Origin of the sequence: Candidatus Magnetaquiglobus chichijimensis (assembly GCF_045865675.1) — a bacterium.
GTDB lineage: Bacteria > Pseudomonadota > Magnetococcia > Magnetococcales > Magnetaquicoccaceae > Magnetaquiglobus > Magnetaquiglobus chichijimensis.
This window is the reverse complement of record NZ_BAAFGK010000004.1, coordinates 1,132,492-1,149,719: the sequence shown is the minus strand read 5'-3', so window position 1 is coordinate 1,149,719 and position 17,228 is coordinate 1,132,492. Positions and strand designations below refer to the sequence as shown.

The window sequence follows — 17,228 nt, the reverse complement described above, 5'->3', positions numbered from 1 at the left end:
TGGTCATGAATCGTCGAGAGCCTGATGATCTCGATTTTTTCACCTTTGCCTGACCTGATCACCCCGATCAGACCTGCCAAGGATTGATCCTGACTGTGGTTCCCTGACCAGAACAAACTCATTGCACCCCATGCGCCCTCCGCAGGTCTTCATGTTCACGAGTCGATACCCTTTCGTTTGCAAATACAAGAAGACCTCTTCCGGCTTGGTGACCTCAAATGGATAACCGCCAAGCCAATCCAGCATGTCCCGCCACATGGACATGCCTCTCTCAATCTTGATGCGTCTGCGTATGAGCCTGACCTCATATCGGAGGCCGTAGAGATAGGGCCAGTGCAAAACAATGATTGTCCATCGCATCAAGCCGTTCTTGTTGAACAGTCTTTTGACAATAGTCCAATAGCGGCTTACCCATCCTTGATCGTTGTACAAGGCAATGAACAATCGTCCGCCATCTGTTCTCGGAAGATCGGCAACATTCTCCAGGGCTTGCCATAAATTTCCGGTGTGATGCAAAACGCCCCACGAATAGACGACATCCGCACCGCGAAATGGCCTTAGATAGTCGGCATCCAGTGCAGAAGCCAATGGTGCTTATGTATATAAAAATAATTTTTATTTAATAACTATTTGCTTTATTTCAAATTAATGCTTTAATTTATTGTTATATTGTAATAAATATTTATAATTTTTCAATTATGACGATAAAAATTTTATAATATCCATCTCTGGAACCACCGCTTTGTGGTACGAAAAAGGTGCAGGGCAGGTCGTCCACACCAGAGATAGGCGACTCGCTGCCAGCGCATGCGCAACAGATCCCAATGGTTGATTCGTGCGGCTACAGAACTCTGGGTAGGTTTTGCCAGGAAGAAGATGGATCCGTGATGCTGTTCTTTTTTTAGCACCTCGAAGCCATGTTGGTGCAACGCATACTGCATTGCACCGCCGGAGGGATACCAAGTATGCACTTGGCTTGGCAAAGCATCGGCGAGAACGGATGCAAAATCGCTCACAATCACCAGAAAGATTCCTCCTGGCGCAAGATTTTCCTTCACCCGGGCAAAGAATGCGCGCGGGTTATCAACAAAGTAGATGGCATGCGCAATCGAAATTACATCCCATGGTCCAGCCATTTGATACCGTTCGAATTGACCAATGACGCAATCTACGTCGAATTGCTGATGAAAGCGTTGGGTATTGGGATCGGCGTCGATGCCCATGGACTGCCAACCCTGCTCGTGAAACTTGCGGACCGTCAGTCCCAATCCGCAAGCGATATCCAGAAAGCGCTTTTGTGGCCTGGACAAAAACGGTTGCAACGTTTGCCAACTTTTGTCTGCCCAATAGCGGGAATAGGCAATACGCCGTTCCCAGACAGCCTGATCATCAAGGTCGGGCACAGAAACCAATCGATTGATGTGCCAATAATTTTGCAGATCGTCGAGATTCGCAGCCACGGATGGGTATCCGCTGCCGCAGCGAGTACACAAATGCCACGCATAGCCGGTTTTCCGCATGACGGATTGGCCTGACTCCTGATCCATAAAGGGCATATACCAATGTGTCGAGTGATTACAAATCGGGCAGTTTTGTGTCGTATCAGCGATCATGCGGTGCTCCTTTCACGAATTGGCAACCTTGAGTCCCCCGAAAGAAGCCCTCGCGTATCTCAAGCTCATTGACCGTCCTGGAGTCGATTTGGACGGTTTTTTTGCTCTAAGCGCAAGTCAGAGATCAAGTCGGCCGATTTTTGTCTCCAGACGAGGGGATATTCCTCCCTTTAGGTTGTCATTTCGATCAATTCCGTCTGATTCCTCGTCAATTGGGCGCAACTGTAGCGCATAGAGCGCTTGACGTTGCAAGCCAGGGTCTTCATCGTTACCGCGAAAGCGACACGGACCAGCCCTCGTGTCCACACCTTGTCCAGCCCATGAGCCGTCTTGAGTTCTGCGTTGGCCGATTCGATTCCAGCGCGGATGGCATACGCTTTTTTGAATGGCTCACGTTCATCCCGTGCCCGACTGTAGGTTGTGGCGATATCCCGGGGATGAACCCGCAACCGCCCGCCCTGCCGTCCCGCCGGGCAGTCGTCCACCAAAAGGCAGACAGCGCATCGTGTCGGATCGAACTGCAGATTGCGCGTCCTTTGATCCTTGCCGAGTCGGCTGCGAATCGGTGCTGCCCCTTCGGGACAGGCCACCACCCGATACTTCTTCAGGTCCAACTCGAAATGGCCCAGCCCGATTCCGTCCCGATCTCCCTGGCCAGGCGTGGGGGCTACCAGATCCACACCCCGTTGGGCCGCCGCAATCAGGTTGTCGCCGCTGTTGTAGGCCGTATCGGCGAACATTTTCTCTGGCGCGATTTCCCGCTTCACCAGATCATCCAAGGCGGGGATCAGGGCGTATTGATCGCTTTGGTGCGCCGGTTCCACCTCAATGCGGGTGTTCATCTGGATCGGGTTGTCCGCCGCGCAGGTCTCGCTTAACTGGGCCTGATACCCAACCCCTTTGTGTCCGTCGTAGCTGGCCTCGGGATCGAACGGGCTTTGCAGGTTGTCCGAAGCGATCTCCTTGCCCTCTTTCAGAAGGACGACTTCCTCTTCGATCCGGCACTGCTGGACAGCAACCGTTCCAGCAGGGTGAACTCGGGCAACGCCGCCACCTTGGACTACTCCCGGAACCGCTGCACCAGAAACATCATGTCCTCTGCCGCCGTCTCCAAACGCCGTCTTCCCTCGCTGGATTTGGCGTCGGCAAATCGTCCGGATCGCTCCCCGTAACGTTTGCGGATTTCCTCCGGCAGCGCCGCAAACCGCGCCGGAAACACCTTGGCAACCCGCCCAAAAAGTGCTCCAGCGTCCGGACGAACAGCCCCAGTCGCGTCAGGTTCGTCATGTTGAAACGAAAATGGGTCGAATCATGCCTCTGCTGCCCCGTGTTCAATCCGAGGGCTTCGATGATCCGATCCGTTACCTCTTGGAAGGTCGCCCCCACCGCCTCTGATTTCATTGCCCGCGCCCGGAAATTCTCCAACGTCCGCAACGTGACGCCTGTCTCCTCCATGCTCAGACCAAGTGCGTAGTGAAAACGCAGATCAAACCGGAACGAACCCATCAATGCCTCGTCGGTCAAATCGAACATCTCCTTGAGCACCGACAACGACACAAGAATGGCGACAGGCGTGTTCGGACACCCCACGCTGGCGTGGTACAGCCCGGCAAACGGTTCTCCGGGAGCATTTTCAGCACCTTCGTGCGGAAAATGTGCGGCCAACTCCGCTCCAACTCCTCACGATGCCCATCCGGCATCCAAAAATGCGCTTCAAACAGGCTGAGTTGACCATCCGTCAGGCAAAACATGCACATTCATTCTTATGGTTTCATTGAATAATCCCATAAAGATCATACCATAACCGTCCCTTCCTGGGAGGGGATTATAAACCGCCGCCGCGACTTTTTTCGGGGTCTGCAGCAATGAACCTCCCGAAAAGAGTCCCTTTATCCGGTATTTATGGGAGATGTGATTTGGCAAAATCAACAGGTTGCGAAGTCCGTTTTTTGTTAAAAATGGCTTTTTGCGGAGGACTCATGTATGGGCGGTTTATGAGTGGATTTTATTTCAAAATGATTAATTATATTAATAGATAAGTAAAAGTCAAATATTATAAATCCAACAGGTAATCCTACGGCTTTGCCGGGCAACTCATAAAGCGTTGGAAGTCTCTCTTGAATAGTAAATTTCTATACCCTCAAACCATGCGCGGATATGGCCAGTCAGAACGGCGAGACTGGAATTGAGTGATGGTTTTGATTTTTCACGATTGCGAAAAGGCATCTTTGAGGGGCCAAGCAATCGAAAGCCCCCGGCTCTGCCGGGGGTGTTACTTAAGATAATTGATTAAGGTGTCATTTTTTTAATAACATTAAAGATCAGAGGATGGTTAGCTTAACGTAAGATACCACCAACCAGCACAACAGACGGGTAGAAGTCATGGCAGGGGATTTTTTGACCGTGGCCCTTGCAAAGAAGAGGTTCACGGTCGGGAGGGTGAGGGGAGTTTTTTCCCATCATGATGTCGTTTGATGCAGGAGGTGCTGCGGAGGATGGTGGGCCTAAGTGGAGTTGAACCACTGACCTCACGCTTATCAGGCGTGCGCTCTAACCATCTGAGCTATAGGCCCTCAGCCGGGAAACACTCCCCTTTATAGCGGAGCTTTCAAAGAAGGTCAAGGGGAAAGTGATTTTTTTTTATTTTTTCGCGTAGGGGTGGGTGACGACGCCATTTGCATGGAGGTTGCGACATCCGGGGGGGGCATGAACGGGCACGCTGGCTTTGATTCTGTGCTGGCGGAGCCGGCAGTTTCTGGCGTGCAAGCCGCGCGGGAGCAAGGATTTACGCAACCCGTCGCAAGTTCCCTTCCGTTTTGTTAATCAATCAAGGTATCATGGGATATTCATGCTTCACCATCCCTTCCGGAAAAGGCAAGCCCATGAAATCCTCCTCATCGCTCTCCGTCGTTTCGGCCTACATTGGCCGATTGAGCCTGCCCAAACGGATCGCCACCATCCTGGTCTTGGCGATTCTGAGCCTCGTGGTGACCAGCATGCTGCTTTTGCATGCCAAAAAGGACGGGATGCTGGAAGATCGCCAAACCAGAACCCGCCAGTTGGTGGACACTGCCCACGATGTCCTGAAATTCTTTCATGCCAAGCAGCTCGCCGGCGAGATGAACCAGACCCAGGCCCAAGAGGCCGCCAAGGCGATGATTCGCACCTTCAGCTATGGTGACATCGCGCACGACTACTTCTGGATCAACGACATGACCCCGAGAATGGTCATGCATCCGAACAAAACGGATCTGGAGGGCAAGGATGTTTCGGGTCTCAGGGATCACTACGGCAAAGCCCATTACCTGGAATTCGTGGAGGTGGTCAAGAAACAGGAGTCCGGCTTTGTCTCCTACGATTGGACCGATCCCAAGGATCCTGCCAAGGCGATTCCCAAGATCTCTTATGTGATGGGCTTCAAGCCCTGGGGCTGGATCGTGGGCACCGGCATCTACATCGACGACGTGGATCGGGCGTTTCGTGCCGACCTGATGCTGTTGCTCGAAGAGATCCTCGTCGTGCTGATCGTGCTGGTTGCCTTGTCGCTCGTCATCGCCAAGACCATTCTGTTCCAGGTGGGCGGCGACATCCATCTGGTGGAGGATACGGTTCGGCGTCTGGCGGATGGTGACATGACCATTCGCATCCGCAGCAAGGGTGCCGATCCCACCGGCATTGCACATGCGGTGAACCGGCTGGCCGACCGGTTGGAAAAGATCATGCGCATCATCAACATGCACTCCGGCGGCATCACCGCCTGCGTCGCGGAACTGATCAAGATCCGCGATCAGATCGGTGACGACGCCAGCAGCTCGCAACGGATCGTCGAAGGGGTCTCCGAGAAGAACGACACCCTCTCCCAGGAGGTCAACACCATCACCCTGGCGATCGGACAATCCACCGAGAGCGTCAACGGCATCGCCACCGCCGCCGAGGAGGTGACCCACAACATCGTCACCATCGCCGCCGGGGCCGAGGAGGCGAGCGCCAACATCGCCACCATGGCCGCCGCCGCCGAGGAGATCACCGCCAACATCGACGGCGTGAACAACAACCTCACGCGGGTCGATGAGTCGGTCAAGAATGTCGCCTCCTCCATCGAGAACATCACCTCGGCCCTCGAGGAGATCAACCGTCGTTGCCAGAGCGCCAGCGCCGAATCCGAAACCGCCCACTCCAACGCCCTCGGCGTGCGCGAGGTGATGGATCGCCTCTCCTCCTCGGCCCAGGAGATCGGCGACGTGGTGGACATCATCAACAACATCGCCGAACAGACCAACATGCTCGCCCTGAACGCCTCGATCGAGGCCGCCGGCGCGGGCGACGCGGGCAAGGGGTTCGCGGTGGTGGCCAACGAGGTGAAGGAGCTGGCCCGTCAGACCGGGGATGCCACCCGGATGATCTCCGAGAAGATCAACCGCATCCAGGGCAACACCCGCGAGGCCACCGAGGCCAATTCGAGCGTGGCGGGGAGCATCGACCGCATCAACGAGGCCAACCGCGAGATCACCGAATCGGTGGAGATGCAATCCATGGCCATGGTGACCATTTCGAACGCCATGGATGACGTGGCCAAGGCCGCCGGCGAGGTGACCCGCAGCGCCCTGGAGTTGGGCACCGCCGCCCAGGAGGTGGCGCGCGCCGCCCAGGAGGCCGCCGCCGGCACCGGCGAGGTGGCCAAGTCGGCTTCGACCGTGGCCATGGCCGCCGAGTCGATGGCCGACATGACCCGTCACGCCCAGGTGCTCTCCAACGACATCATGGCCTCCACCCAAACCACGCTGGAGGCCTCCAACGTGGTGCAGCAGAACATGGGCGAGGCCTCCTCCGTGGTGGCGATGACCCGAGGCTCTTCGACCCAGTTCGCCCGCATGGGCGAGGTGTTGCAGGATATGTGCGGCGCGCTCTATGCCGCCCAGGCCGAGGCCGATCTGGGCACGCCGATCTTCGACATGCGCGCCTCCAAGGCCTTCTTCCTTGTCTGGCACAGCCGCATGGAGCAGGCGATCTCCGGACGCATCCACCTCCCGCGCGAACAGTGGCTCAAGCCCGAGGATTCGCCGCTGCACGCCTGGATTCAGGCCACCGCCGGGAGCGATTATGGCAACAGCCTTCGATTCCAGGAGATGAGTCGCCAGCACGGCCAGATCTTCGCCAAGGCGGTCGAGACCCTGGAGCGGATTCTCAAGGTCTCCGAAGAGGGGACGGAACTGGCGGACAAAAGGTTGCTTGAATATCTGGCAATGGTTCGCAAACTTTTCTCGCTGTTGGATATCCTCTATCTGGAGAACGGCAAGGATATCGAGGACGATTCGGTTTTCTTCCCGTGGACCGGCAATCTGGATACCGGTATGGTGGACATCGACAACGACCACAAGAAGCTGGTGGACATGGTGAATCAGATCCACAAGTTGCTCAAGCAGAGCGCGGGCAGGGATCAGGTCATGAAGATCATTGCCGAGCTGGCTGATTACACCCATTTCCATTTCGGGCGCGAGGAGAAGCTGTTCGAGAAGTACCAGTATCCGGAGACTCCCGCCCACAAGGAGAAGCACGTCAAGCTGTTGAACGAGGTCAGTGACCTGATGAAGAAATTCCAGGAAGGCGACTTCGCCGCGCCGATGGATCTGCTGACTCTGGCCAAATCCTGGCTGGTGCAGCACATCCTGCGCACCGACATGCGGTATGTGCAGTATTTCAAGGAGAAGGGCGTGATCTGAGCCCTCTTCGTCGATACGGCAGGGGTCTCTGGTGGGGGGTGGGGCTCTTTCTGTGGCGGGGGGCGGGGAATGGCCCCTGGTGGAGTTCGTGGCGAGGCGCTGAGGTTTTGACCTTGGCGTTGTTTGTTGGTTTGTGACGATTCAGGCCCCCTACTTTGGGCGGGGTCCAGGGGCCATTCATTGGCCCCTGGTGGGATTCAAGGGCAAAGCCCTTGGGACGTATACTGTTCTTGTGCCTTTTTGCGCGTGTAATGATTCAGGTCCCCCTCTATTACGGGGGGCCGGGGGCGATTATCGCCCCCGGTGGGGTTCGGGGCGAAGCCCTGAGGTTTGGTTTTTATGACGTTGACTTGGCCTTTCGCGCGCTTTTACGATAAGCGGTTTTTGCGAAAAATGCGCAAGCGCGCGCCGTCCTTTGTACATTCTCCTGTTGACCGCAGGGAAACGGGGGAATGTGAATTTGCATGAGGGGGTGGTGAATCAGTTACTTGCGCGTTTTGGCTCTGCCTCCGCACGGAGTCCGGGAACCTTGCGGTCTCCGGACTCCTGGCCAAATACGACGACCTTGCCGCCAATACGACGACCTTGCCGCCAATACGACGACCTTGCCGCCAATACGACGACCTTGCCGCCAATACGACGACCTTACCGTTTCTCCGGGATCGGGGCGATGAAATAGAACTTCGAACCGTTCTGTTTCATCACGCCAGCCTGATACTCGATGTTCTCCTCGAATCCAAAGAACAGATCCACCCGACCAGGACCGCGAATCGCCCCCCCGGTGTCCTGATTGACGATGAAACGGGTCTCCGGACGCCAGCCGGTCACGCTTTTGCCGTCCGCGCCCATGATCGGCAGCGTGGTGTACAAAATTCCCGGCGCGCCCTTGGGAAAGAGTCGGTGATCCGTGGCAATGGAACGGTCTTTGGTCAAGGGGACGTTGATGTTGCCCACCGCGTCCACGGCCATCTCCCGGAAAAAGACATACGAGGCATTGGCAAAGAAAATCCGTTGCTGCTCCTTGGGATGGTCCATCAACCACTGACGCAGACGCGGCATGGTCATCTCCTCGTGGGGAATCTTCCCTTCGTCGATCAGAATCTGCCCGATCGCCTTGTAGGAACGGCCATTCGTGCCCGCATACCCCACACGGATCAAGCGTCCATCGTCCATCTGCACCCGACCCGATCCCTGGATGTGCAGAAAGAAGGCGTCGATCACGTTATCCACCCACACCAGTTCCAACCCGCGATTGGCCAGAGGGCCGGCAGGTTTTGACCTGGCCGTTTTTTTCGTCGTCTTGCTCTCCTTCTTGACGTTCTTGGCGTTTTTGGCGTTCTTGGCCGGAGGAGGTGGTGGTGTTTTCTGGGGTTCCGGTTTGGTCAGATAGGGGGCGTCGATCTGTGCGCGGGCTAAATAGGGCGCCGGTTTGCCACGCTCCATCCGACACCCCTTCTTGCGATCCGCGCAGTTGACCAGATCCGGCGGCAGTCGGTAGAGCGGGTAGTGATAGCGCGCCGAGGGCTTGGTGGAGCCGTGCAGCAACGGCTCGTAGTAGCCGGTCACCAGCACATTGCCCTTCGAGTTGCCCCCGATCGATCGGTAGAGCCGATATCGGCTTTTCAACACCTGTTCCAATCCGACCAGATCCCCGGACCTGGCCAGTTCGGCAAGCTCCTGGGTCGCCTGATGCATGCGCGCGGCACTCACCTTGTAGGAGCCGAATTCGAACGTCTGTTCCGGCGGCAGGCGTCGGTAATACTGGGCGCTCTGGGCCAAAGCCTCGCCCCAGGTCTGGATGGCCCCATCCTTGAACAGTTCGTCCGGAATTTCCGACCAGGCGACCGAACGCAGACTGCCTCCATCGGTGGGAGCGTCGGCTTCATCGACCGCCTGTTTTCGAATTCCCTCCACCACCTCTTCCACCGGCTGTCGCTGACATCCGGTCATGAACAATCCCATTGCCAGGACAATCGAAAACAACGGCCATAAACGCTTCACGGCAACACCTGTGATCACGAGAAGAGAACATGCCTGGCGAAAACCGGTCCGTTCGACCCGAATGCCAGATCACGTTTTTGCCATCCGTTGGAGATTGTCGCAAGGTTTGATGTTGCGAATCGTATCTGCCCTGGCGACGAAAACAGGCTTGAGGTCTGGCGTGGAATCAAAAAAGTTCCGACAGGGGAACGAGTTGCGGCTTGGGTGTGTTTTTGAGGTATTCCAACAGCCGTTCCACGCCGCGCGCTTCGTTGCCGTTGCCGTGAATCAACACGATGCCTCCTGGACGGATGCGATCGCCATCGGCCAGGATGGTGTCGCAACCGATGGCGATCAATCCCAGACGGCTCACCGTTTCGAGCAACGCCGGGGAGGAGACCAGTCCCGGAAAGCGGAAATAGGGCGGAGGGGTCACCCCTTGCCGGATCAGCAGCCATTCGAGGGCCAGCACCTCGCAGAGCGGATCGCTGCCCCTGGCCAGGAGAAAATTGTCCGGGTAGGGTCGTCCCGGCGCGTAAAAGTGGGTGTGGGAGTGGTTGATCCAGGTGATGGATAACGCCCCTTCGGCGTGGCGGGCGCCCAGCCAGTGGAACGCTTTTTCGTGTCGGCGGATCCAGCCCCCGGAGACGGCGATGGCCACCGGAACCGGACGGGGCAGGTCGTGGGCGAGGAGTGCCTCGAACAGTCGTTGCTCCATGGGTTTGGGCGCGGGACAGAGATCGATGGTGAGACAAAAACCCGCGACCGGGTGCGTCGCGCGCCGCATGCCGGCGTTGACCAGCGGATGGGGCGGAGCCAGTTGACGCGCCAGGGCGCGGGCGTGGCGGCTGTGGGTTTGATTGTCCGGTGGCGCATCGAGCAACGTCACCGCCTCGCGCGGATGGATGGCGGTGGTGAGGGAGTCCGGATCCAGGGTCAGCACCAGGTGTTCGTCCTTCAAGGTGAACGCCCGCAACAACCGCACCGGATCCGGGGTGCCGGCGAGCTGGCCGAACTGCTCCAGGGGTTGATAATCGGCCTGGAGATGGCAGGCAGGAAGCCGTTCGTCGGCGTGGGTCGGAAAGGCGGACAGCAACGCCCCCAGTGCCCCGGTCCGAGCGGCGCGCAGGAGTTGGCGGCGGGTGAGCGGTCGGGAGGTGAACGGGTGGTGGGGATGATCGTTCATGGCGCGCTGGTCAGGGATTCGGGACGCGTCGGATCCCCGTGGGGCGTTGCCTGTCCGTGCCGGCGGAGATCGTGCGGAGGTCGATGACCGGCTCCGACGGGAGGGGGATTACGGCATGCGCCACTGTTCGTGCCGGCGGAGATCGTGCGGAGGTTGATGACCGGCTCCGACGGGAGGGGGATCATGGCATGCGCCACTGGGGGTTGGCCAGGGTGCCGGAGAGGAGCAGACGCACCGGCTGGCCTCGGGCGAGGAGTTGACCGGCCAGACCGGGCAGATTGGTCTTGACCGGCTGGATCTGGATTTCGCCGTGGAGCGGACCGGCACGGGGATCGGCGGGCAGGAAGCGCGCCGTGATCTTGCCGGAGACGGCCACATCCCCCTTGCCGGCCAGGGCGATCTCCACGAGGTTCGGTTCCTTGACCTTGGTCGAGAGGTTCAGCGGCTCGATTTTGGCCCCGAAGGCCACCACCCCTTGCAACTGGATCTCCCCTTCGCCGCTCTCCAGGGTGTGCGGTTCGTCGGTGGAGGCGTTCATCCAACCCGATCCCAACCCTTTGCCGTGCAGTTCGGCGCCCAGGGGGCCGAGCCACAGACCGGCCAGCTTGCCCAACTCCTCCAGGTGCAACCGCCACTCCAGACGCCCCTGATGACCGTTCCAGCTTCCTTCGCCCTCCAGACGTCCGAACGCCATGCCGATCTCGTAGCCTGCGCCCAGCCGTCCGGAGAAGAGCGGGAGAAACGATGGATGGAAGCGCATCGAATCGATGTCGCGATCCGGGTTGAAGAGCGGCGGGGTGAAACGGACCTTGGAAAAGCGGATGCCATCCCAGCCGAGGGAGAGCTTCTGCCAGCTCATGCGTTCGCCGATCAGGGCCCGTGACCAGCCGGTGAGCCGTTCCGGCGGCATGAAGAGCGCCAGACCCGCCCCGTAGGAGAGGATCAGCACCAGCATCACACCGAGGATCGCCCGTTTGCTCATGCCCGCCCGCCTTGTGATGCCAGCCTTACGTTCATGGGTCCGTTCATGCGCGCCTGCCTCACAAAAGCCCGACTTCCAAGGAGAGCGACACCCCCGGCGCATCCTTTTCGGCGCGTTTGAGATCCCCGCGCACCACCCTCAGGCGCGAATGGGACTCCAGGCGGGTCAAAAGACGAATCGCGGTCTCCATGGAGATCCCTTTGAGCGTCAGATCGGCCTTTTCGCGCAGGGAGGGGGTTTCGTTGGTCTTCACCGGGATCGGCGCGATCTGCTGCATCTTGTCGCCAAGCTGCATGGCGGCGGTCTCTTTTTCCAGCCAGGGAAGCAGGGAGTTGATCGCCTCTTCGTCGGGTTTGGACGGGGCAGGGGTTTTCTCCCGGGGGCCGGAACCGCGTCGCGCCTTGATCTGTCCGGCCAGATTCGCCACCTCGCGTCGCACCGACTCCTGGGCCTTGGCCTTGGCCTCCCAGGTTTGCACGCTCTCGTCGATCCAGCTCATTCCCTGCACGATCATGAGCAGCGTGGAGGCGATCAGGGCCAGGGCCAGCACCAGGCGTTTGTCGGATTCGTTCATGGCAGCACCAGGCGGAAACGGACCGTTTTGCTCTCCGGGACGATGCGCGCTTCGTCCATGCGGGTCTCCTTGCCCTTGGCCAGAGGCTGCAAGGCGGCGCGCAACTTGTCCAGATGGTTGTAGGAAGGGACCTCGCCGTTGAGTTGCACCTCGCCGGGCTCATACCGCAACCGCAGCCACTTGACCTTGGTATCCGCCGGGACCGAGGTTTGGATCAGGCCGATCCAGGCGCCCAGGGTCGGGAAATCCCCCTCCCTGCCTCCTCCGGACATCAGTCCCAACGCCTGTTTCATCTGGGAGAGAGGCTCGACGATCACCGGAATGTTCGGCAGGGCCTCGCGAAAGATCGCCTCGGTTTCGGCCTTGAGCCGGTCGTGACGGCTTTTGGCCTGGTGATGGCGCCACCCCTCCTCGCCGCCCCACGCCATCAGGAACATCAGCGCCAGAATCCCGGCTCCCCGCCAGGGACGCAACCAGCCGTGCCATTGTCGTTCGCCGGCCCCATGCAGAAAATCGAGCAGCCGTTCGTGTTGCCCCCGCGCTGCAGCCAGGGCCAGTCCGGCGGGGCGCAGGAACTCCCACTGTTTCAACCCTTGCCCGAGGGCGTCCAGGGTGGGGATCTCCACCGCGCCCAGGCCGTGGTTCTCCCACAACGGACGCCAGAAGTCGCGGGTGCGACCCAGAAAAATCGCGCGACAGCCGGCGGGATCGTTCAAACGGGTGGTGGTCTCCTCGATGAGCCAGGTCAGCTCCTCCAGGAGCGCCTCCTCGCCGAGGTTTTCGGTGGCCGGGGCCACGAGACGCAGCGCCCGAATCCGGCCATCCTCGACCAGGTAGAGGGCGCACGGCGTGGCCGAGCCGTCCACCACCAGCGTCGGACCGGTGGTGCCGGTCAGATGGGCGACCTCCAGCAGCGGCCAGGCCCCCAGCTCGGCGATCACCACCCCCACCGGCTTGATGGATGATTCACGCAGGCGGTCGAGCAGCCCATCCATCGCGGTCCGCTCGCATACGGCGTGAAACACCCAGGCCCCGGATTCGACCGGTTCCCACTGCATGGCGTGACAGGGCGTCTCGAACCGTCGCACCAGGGAGTCGGCGGACTCCTGGGGGAGCACGGCCCAGATCTGATCCCGGCGCGCAAAGGGGAGTGTGCAGGTGCGCACCGCCATGTCGAGTGCCGAAATCCCGGCCAGAACCCCGCGTTCTCCGCCGGAGATCACCGGCAGGCCGCACTCGAAGCGCGGCGCATCCCGATCGACCAGGCGTGCCCAGAGCGGTTTTTCGGAAGAGGCGGCAGCGACCGCGCCCCATGTGGCGCGCGATTTCATCCGTCCCAACCCATGCGGCTGACGGTGACTTTCGGGCCGGTGCGGATCAGTTGCGCGTTCAGGAGCGCCGCCGAGCCACCCACGCGGGAACGGATGCGCGCGGAAAAGCAGCTCGCGCCGGTGGTCACCAGATTGAGCATCTCCGTCGGAATGGTCACGCCCATGGCGGCCAGGTCATTGACCTGGCTGATCGGGGTTTTCATGCGCTGTTCCACCACACCTTGCCAATTCATCTCCGGAGCCAGCGGTTCGAGCACCTTCAAGCCCGCGGTATTGAGATTCAAGCGGCTATTCTTGCATGTATCGTCCACGCTGACAAAGGGCGCGAGTTTTCCCAACGCTTCCCGGTTCCAATCCGGCAGCAGCAGAAGCTCTTCCAGGTCGTGCAGGGGTTCCGGGGTCAGGCCCGGCGCGGCCCCGCCCGAGGGGGCGGCATCGAACGGCACCAGCCGTTCCACCAGCCGTTCGATCAGATGGGTCGGGATCCCCTCGCGGGAGGCCAGTCGGGTCAGGACCACCCGCAATTCCAGGTTCAGATGACCATCCTCCTTGCGCAGCGCGTTGAGATTCCAGCGTCGCCCCCCATCCTCGACCATGGCTTCGGCCTCGCCGTCCGGGTTGTCCGGCAAGGTGACCGGCATGGCCCACGGTTCGCGCGGGTGATCGATCATGCCGCCCTGCATGCCGTCGAGGGTCAGGATCGCCACCACCCAGGTCAACAGCGACTGGGCGTGGCGATGGGCCGTTTCCAGCTCCAGCTCCCGTTGCACCTGACGCATCTGAAACCGTTGCGAATCCATGCCGGCGTAGACCAGCGGCACCAGAAAGGCGATGGCCGCCAGAGTGACCAGCAGCACCATGCCCCGTTCGCCGGCCCGTTCACGCCGTGGGAGCGGTTGCGCCGCGCCGGCCCGTTCGCGCCGTGGGAGCGGTTGCGCCGCGCCGGCCCGTTCGTCCTGCCGTGCCGCGCCGGCCCGTTCGTCCCGCCGTGCCGCGCCGGCCCGTTCGTCCCGCCGTGCCGCGCCGGCCCGTTCGTCCCGCCGTGCCGCGCCGGCCCGTTCGTCCCGCCGTGCCGCGCCGGCCCGTTCGCGCCGTGGGATCATGGTTGCACCCGTGGTTGAATGACCGGCATGGGGGTGAGATTGACGATCAGGTTCCAGGGACCGATGTCCTTCCAGGTGAAACGCCAGCGGAGCGCCTTCCACGGGGTTTGCGCCCCTTCGCCGAAGGGGCGCCACTCCTGTGGGTCGAGCAGGTCATAGGCCAGCTCGTCGAGATTTTTGTCGATGGTCAGGGTCACCACGGCCTCTTCCCGATTGCGGCCCGCCGGCAGGATCGCCCGTTCCCAGATCATTCCCGTCTCCTCGACCTTGGAACGCCAGCGGTAGAGTACCTCCACCCGCGGTCCCATGCGCCATTCGGGAACCAGGTCGCCACGACAGCGCAGGACCAGAAGCTCCTTGCCCTCGCGGATCAGACGCGCCGGAGGCTCCTTTTCCAGATGTTCGATGTCGCGACGGATCACCCGTTTGAGATGGTTCCACAGATGGACGGTCTCGGCGCGCTCCTCCAGCAGACGTGTCCGCGCCGCTCCGGAGCGTACCGTCTGATAGACCCCGGTCATGATCAGGGCGGCGATGCTCAGGGCGATCAGGGCTTCGATCAGGGTGAAACCGGCGCGCGCGGAACGGGATTCCCGCGCGGTGGGTCCGCCGTCAGGGGGAAGCCCGCCCTGCCTTGCATCGGGTTTCACGATCCCGGCCATTGAAACCGTTCGGCGAACAGGACGGTTTTTTCGCGCGCCACCTCGATGCGCGCGATCTGGCCGCGTCCGTCTTCGGTGCGGCGGATGCGGCGGCTCCAGGTGTACAGGCGTCCGCCCATCTCCTCCTCGCCGGTCAGTTCCTCGGGGGTGACCGGCCAGCCGGCGGCGAAGAAGAGTTCCATCTGGTTGCTGGCGACCTGGGCCGCGCCCAGTCGCTCCTCGAGCCGGTACTGGGTGTCGGTTTGTTTGTTCAGGATCGCGCCGATGGCCACGAACAGACCGCCGATCAGGGCCATGGCGACCAGGATCTCCAACAGGGTGAAACCGCGCGCATGCCGGGAGGCTATTCCCATCGTTTCAGTCCCGCTTCCAGGCGTGGTTGGCTCCATTCGGGACGATAGGAGACGGTGAAGCCGTCCGGTTCCGTGTTGGAGGCGAACTGCACCAGGATCGGCTTGATCGGCCCGAAGCGGGTGAAGGGGATGGCCAGTTCGCTCAAGTCGGCCAGATCGCTTTTGTCCGGGATCCAGATCAGCCGCCCTTCGGCGGAGTTCAGGTGTCCGGGGGTCAGAAGGGGATCGGCGACCGGCAGGAAGCTCTCTCCGTCGCGCACCTCGGGGTGATAGCCCCCCTGGACCAGATCGAGACGCAGGCGGTAGTCGGCCAGGCCCGAGGCGCCCTGATCCCGCAACCAGATCAGCACATGGCGGAAGCGGTTGGCCGAAACGCGCAGCCCCTCCAGTTTGTGCGGCGCCAGGTGGGGGATCACCAGGGAGAGGAGAATCGAAACCAGAAACAGGGTGACCATCACCTCCAGCAACGTGAAGCCGTTGACCGGACGGCGTGGCGTCACGGCTTGATTTCCAGGTTCCAGGAGGTGATGTCCCCGTTCTTGTTCTCGCCGCCGGGCATGCCGTCGGCGCCCAGGGACATCAGGTCATAGGCCCCGTGCAGACCGGGGGAGAGATAGACATAGGGATTGCTCCACGGATCGACCGGCGGTTTGGGCAGATACCCTTCCGAACGCCAGCGCCGGGGGATCGGTTCGCTCTCCGGTTTGGTGACCAGCGCCTGCAAGCCCTGCTCGGTGGTGGGGTAGTTGTTGTTGTCGAGGCGGTAGAGGTCCAACGCCTGGCCGATGGACTGGATGTCGAGCACGGCCTTGGTCTGCCGGGCTTCGTCGGGACGGCTCATCACCTTGGGGATGATCAGGGTGGCGAGGATGCCGAGGATCACCACCACCACCATGATTTCGATCAGGGTGAAGCCGGCTTGGGAGAGGCGGGGTGGCGGAGTGTACACGGTTGATTTCATGCGTTGATCTCACTTTATGCTTTGGGTTGGTTGGCCCGTCACGGTCATTCCAGCCAGAAATCGTTGGCTGCCAGGGGGTCGAGGAGTCGTTGCGTCCCATTCGGGGCCAGGATCCTCGGCGCCCGGTCGATCTCTCCCCGTTCGTGGATCAGTCGGTCGATGGTGAGCATGAGTCCCGTGAGCGCGCCGTGGCGTTCGATGGCCTGTTTGGCGTAATGGGAGCAGTTGGGGTGCGAGGGACACCGATCGCCATCCACGCGACTTATCGTATGGGAATAGAGGCGCAAGGGGAAGAGCAGCCATTGGACGACCGGATCGGACTGGGCCCGTTTGACTGCGGGCAGGGGGTGGTATTCGAGGGGGTTTTCGTTGGCGTGGGCCGGGCTGGTGGCGTGGCAGATGGCCAGAAATGCCAGAATCGCGATTCCGGGGAGAGTCCCGCGAACGGTTTGGGGCGGAAGGGCATGGGGGGGTATCGAAGACATGGCGACGACTCGTTCGGGGTGATTGTCCTGGAACGACCGTTGATGAGGGTGGATCCAGGGCTCCATCATGCAAATTCGTGGCGCGACGTGCAAGATCTCCGTATCCGGAGGAGCGCAACGATCTCAACATCTTGTAACATTTTGTGGGGATTTGAAAAACAATTCCATGTCGCGCGCATTTCGTGTTAGAATGAAAAATGCCGAATTTGATTTGGATAAATGGGTGTTTATCGTGAATCGACCATCTCTTTAGATCTGTCGGGGGTCGCTCGTGGGGG

General features: G+C 60.3%; 16 protein-coding genes and 1 tRNA gene. 1 reads left to right on the top strand and 16 read right to left on the bottom strand.

All coding sequences use genetic code 11. The annotated features are described in order from the left end of the window. Nucleotides 1–39: 39 nt before the first annotated feature. The 5 genes from ACOY6C_RS09265 to ACOY6C_RS09245 all read right to left on the bottom strand — a co-directional run bounded on the left by ACOY6C_RS09265 (nt 40) and on the right by ACOY6C_RS09245 (nt 4,186). Complete coding sequence (locus tag ACOY6C_RS09265; protein WP_420905188.1) at nt 40–588, bottom strand: class I SAM-dependent methyltransferase; 549 nt, start codon at nt 586–588, stop codon at nt 40–42. A gap of 125 nt (nt 589–713) precedes the next feature. Continuing rightward, a complete protein-coding gene (locus ACOY6C_RS09260) occupies nt 714–1,613 on the bottom strand; it encodes a class I SAM-dependent methyltransferase (RefSeq protein ID WP_420905187.1) in 900 nt (299 codons plus the stop codon). 170 nt (nt 1,614–1,783) lie between these two features. After that, on the bottom strand, nt 1,784–2,455 hold the full coding sequence (locus ACOY6C_RS09255) for a transposase (protein WP_420905186.1): 672 nt from the start codon (nt 2,453–2,455) through the stop codon (nt 1,784–1,786). 247 nt (nt 2,456–2,702) lie between these two features. Further along, entirely contained in the window at nt 2,703–3,278 is a 576-nt protein-coding gene (locus ACOY6C_RS09250) for a transposase (protein ID WP_420905185.1), read from the bottom strand. Between the two features lie 831 nt (nt 3,279–4,109). Further along, nucleotides 4,110–4,186 (bottom strand) — tRNA-Ile (locus tag ACOY6C_RS09245). A gap of 309 nt (nt 4,187–4,495) precedes the next feature. Here ACOY6C_RS09245 and ACOY6C_RS09240 point away from each other — a divergent pair. Next, entirely contained in the window at nt 4,496–7,333 is a 2,838-nt protein-coding gene (locus tag ACOY6C_RS09240; protein ID WP_420905184.1) for a bacteriohemerythrin, read from the top strand. A gap of 645 nt (nt 7,334–7,978) precedes the next feature. Here ACOY6C_RS09240 and mltA read toward each other — a convergent pair. The 11 genes from mltA to yidD all read right to left on the bottom strand — a co-directional run bounded on the left by mltA (nt 7,979) and on the right by yidD (nt 16,950). Next, on the bottom strand, nt 7,979–9,283 hold the full coding sequence (gene mltA, locus ACOY6C_RS09235; RefSeq protein ID WP_420905183.1) for a murein transglycosylase A: 1,305 nt from the start codon (nt 9,281–9,283) through the stop codon (nt 7,979–7,981). A gap of 217 nt (nt 9,284–9,500) precedes the next feature. Beyond that, the gene (locus ACOY6C_RS09230) at nt 9,501–10,499 is read right to left on the bottom strand and encodes a polysaccharide deacetylase family protein (RefSeq protein WP_420905182.1); all 999 of its coding nucleotides are present in this window, start codon (nt 10,497–10,499) and stop codon (nt 9,501–9,503) included. Nucleotides 10,500–10,680: 181 nt separating this feature from the next. After that, nucleotides 10,681–11,481 carry a hypothetical protein gene (locus tag ACOY6C_RS09225; RefSeq protein WP_420905181.1) on the bottom strand — a complete coding sequence of 267 codons (801 nt, stop codon included), beginning with the start codon at nt 11,479–11,481 and terminating at the stop codon, nt 10,681–10,683. 58 nt (nt 11,482–11,539) lie between these two features. Then, nucleotides 11,540–12,055 carry a hypothetical protein gene (locus ACOY6C_RS09220; RefSeq protein WP_420905180.1) on the bottom strand — a complete coding sequence of 172 codons (516 nt, stop codon included), beginning with the start codon at nt 12,053–12,055 and terminating at the stop codon, nt 11,540–11,542. Beyond that, nucleotides 12,052–13,386 (bottom strand): type II secretion system protein GspL, encoded by a 1,335-nt coding sequence (gene gspL / locus ACOY6C_RS09215; RefSeq protein WP_420905179.1) that lies wholly within the window; start codon nt 13,384–13,386, stop codon nt 12,052–12,054. The genes ACOY6C_RS09220 and gspL overlap by 4 nt, the downstream gene beginning before the upstream one ends. Further along, entirely contained in the window at nt 13,383–14,489 is a 1,107-nt protein-coding gene (locus tag ACOY6C_RS09210) for a type II secretion system minor pseudopilin (RefSeq protein ID WP_420905178.1), read from the bottom strand. Before ACOY6C_RS09210 ends, gspL begins: the two co-directional genes overlap by 4 nt. Beyond that, nucleotides 14,486–15,139 (bottom strand): PulJ/GspJ family protein, encoded by a 654-nt coding sequence (locus tag ACOY6C_RS09205; RefSeq protein ID WP_420905177.1) that lies wholly within the window; start codon nt 15,137–15,139, stop codon nt 14,486–14,488. Before ACOY6C_RS09205 ends, ACOY6C_RS09210 begins: the two co-directional genes overlap by 4 nt. Next, nucleotides 15,136–15,504 (bottom strand): type II secretion system minor pseudopilin GspI, encoded by a 369-nt coding sequence (gene gspI / locus ACOY6C_RS09200; protein ID WP_420905176.1) that lies wholly within the window; start codon nt 15,502–15,504, stop codon nt 15,136–15,138. The genes ACOY6C_RS09205 and gspI overlap by 4 nt, the downstream gene beginning before the upstream one ends. Then, nucleotides 15,495–16,004, bottom strand: a complete 510-nt coding sequence (locus tag ACOY6C_RS09195; protein WP_420905175.1) for a pilus assembly FimT family protein — start codon at nt 16,002–16,004, stop codon at nt 15,495–15,497. Before ACOY6C_RS09195 ends, gspI begins: the two co-directional genes overlap by 10 nt. Next, nucleotides 16,001–16,465, bottom strand: coding sequence for a type II secretion system major pseudopilin GspG (gspG, locus tag ACOY6C_RS09190; RefSeq protein WP_420905174.1), 465 nt, complete (start codon nt 16,463–16,465; stop codon nt 16,001–16,003). Before gspG ends, ACOY6C_RS09195 begins: the two co-directional genes overlap by 4 nt. A gap of 44 nt (nt 16,466–16,509) precedes the next feature. Beyond that, nucleotides 16,510–16,950, bottom strand: coding sequence for a membrane protein insertion efficiency factor YidD (yidD, locus tag ACOY6C_RS09185; protein ID WP_420905173.1), 441 nt, complete (start codon nt 16,948–16,950; stop codon nt 16,510–16,512). Nucleotides 16,951–17,228 lie beyond the last annotated feature (278 nt).

Excerpts from the sequence above, each read along its gene's own strand:
- ACOY6C_RS09260 (WP_420905187.1), bottom strand. The coding sequence starts at position 1,613 with ATGATCGCTGATACGACACAAAACTGCCCGATTTGTAATCACTCGACA.
- ACOY6C_RS09255 (WP_420905186.1), bottom strand. The coding sequence starts at position 2,455 with ATGAACACCCGCATTGAGGTGGAACCGGCGCACCAAAGCGATCAATAC.
- ACOY6C_RS09240 (WP_420905184.1), top strand. The coding sequence starts at position 4,496 with ATGAAATCCTCCTCATCGCTCTCCGTCGTTTCGGCCTACATTGGCCGA.
- mltA (WP_420905183.1), bottom strand. The coding sequence starts at position 9,283 with ATGACCGGATGTCAGCGACAGCCGGTGGAAGAGGTGGTGGAGGGAATT.
- ACOY6C_RS09230 (WP_420905182.1), bottom strand. The coding sequence starts at position 10,499 with ATGAACGATCATCCCCACCACCCGTTCACCTCCCGACCGCTCACCCGC.
- ACOY6C_RS09225 (WP_420905181.1), bottom strand. The coding sequence starts at position 11,481 with ATGAGCAAACGGGCGATCCTCGGTGTGATGCTGGTGCTGATCCTCTCC.
- ACOY6C_RS09220 (WP_420905180.1), bottom strand. The coding sequence starts at position 12,055 with ATGAACGAATCCGACAAACGCCTGGTGCTGGCCCTGGCCCTGATCGCC.
- gspL (WP_420905179.1), bottom strand. The coding sequence starts at position 13,386 with ATGAAATCGCGCGCCACATGGGGCGCGGTCGCTGCCGCCTCTTCCGAA.
- ACOY6C_RS09210 (WP_420905178.1), bottom strand. The coding sequence starts at position 14,489 with ATGATCCCACGGCGCGAACGGGCCGGCGCGGCACGGCGGGACGAACGG.
- gspI (WP_420905176.1), bottom strand. The coding sequence starts at position 15,504 with ATGGGAATAGCCTCCCGGCATGCGCGCGGTTTCACCCTGTTGGAGATC.
- gspG (WP_420905174.1), bottom strand. The coding sequence starts at position 16,465 with ATGAAATCAACCGTGTACACTCCGCCACCCCGCCTCTCCCAAGCCGGC.
- yidD (WP_420905173.1), bottom strand. The coding sequence starts at position 16,950 with ATGTCTTCGATACCCCCCCATGCCCTTCCGCCCCAAACCGTTCGCGGG.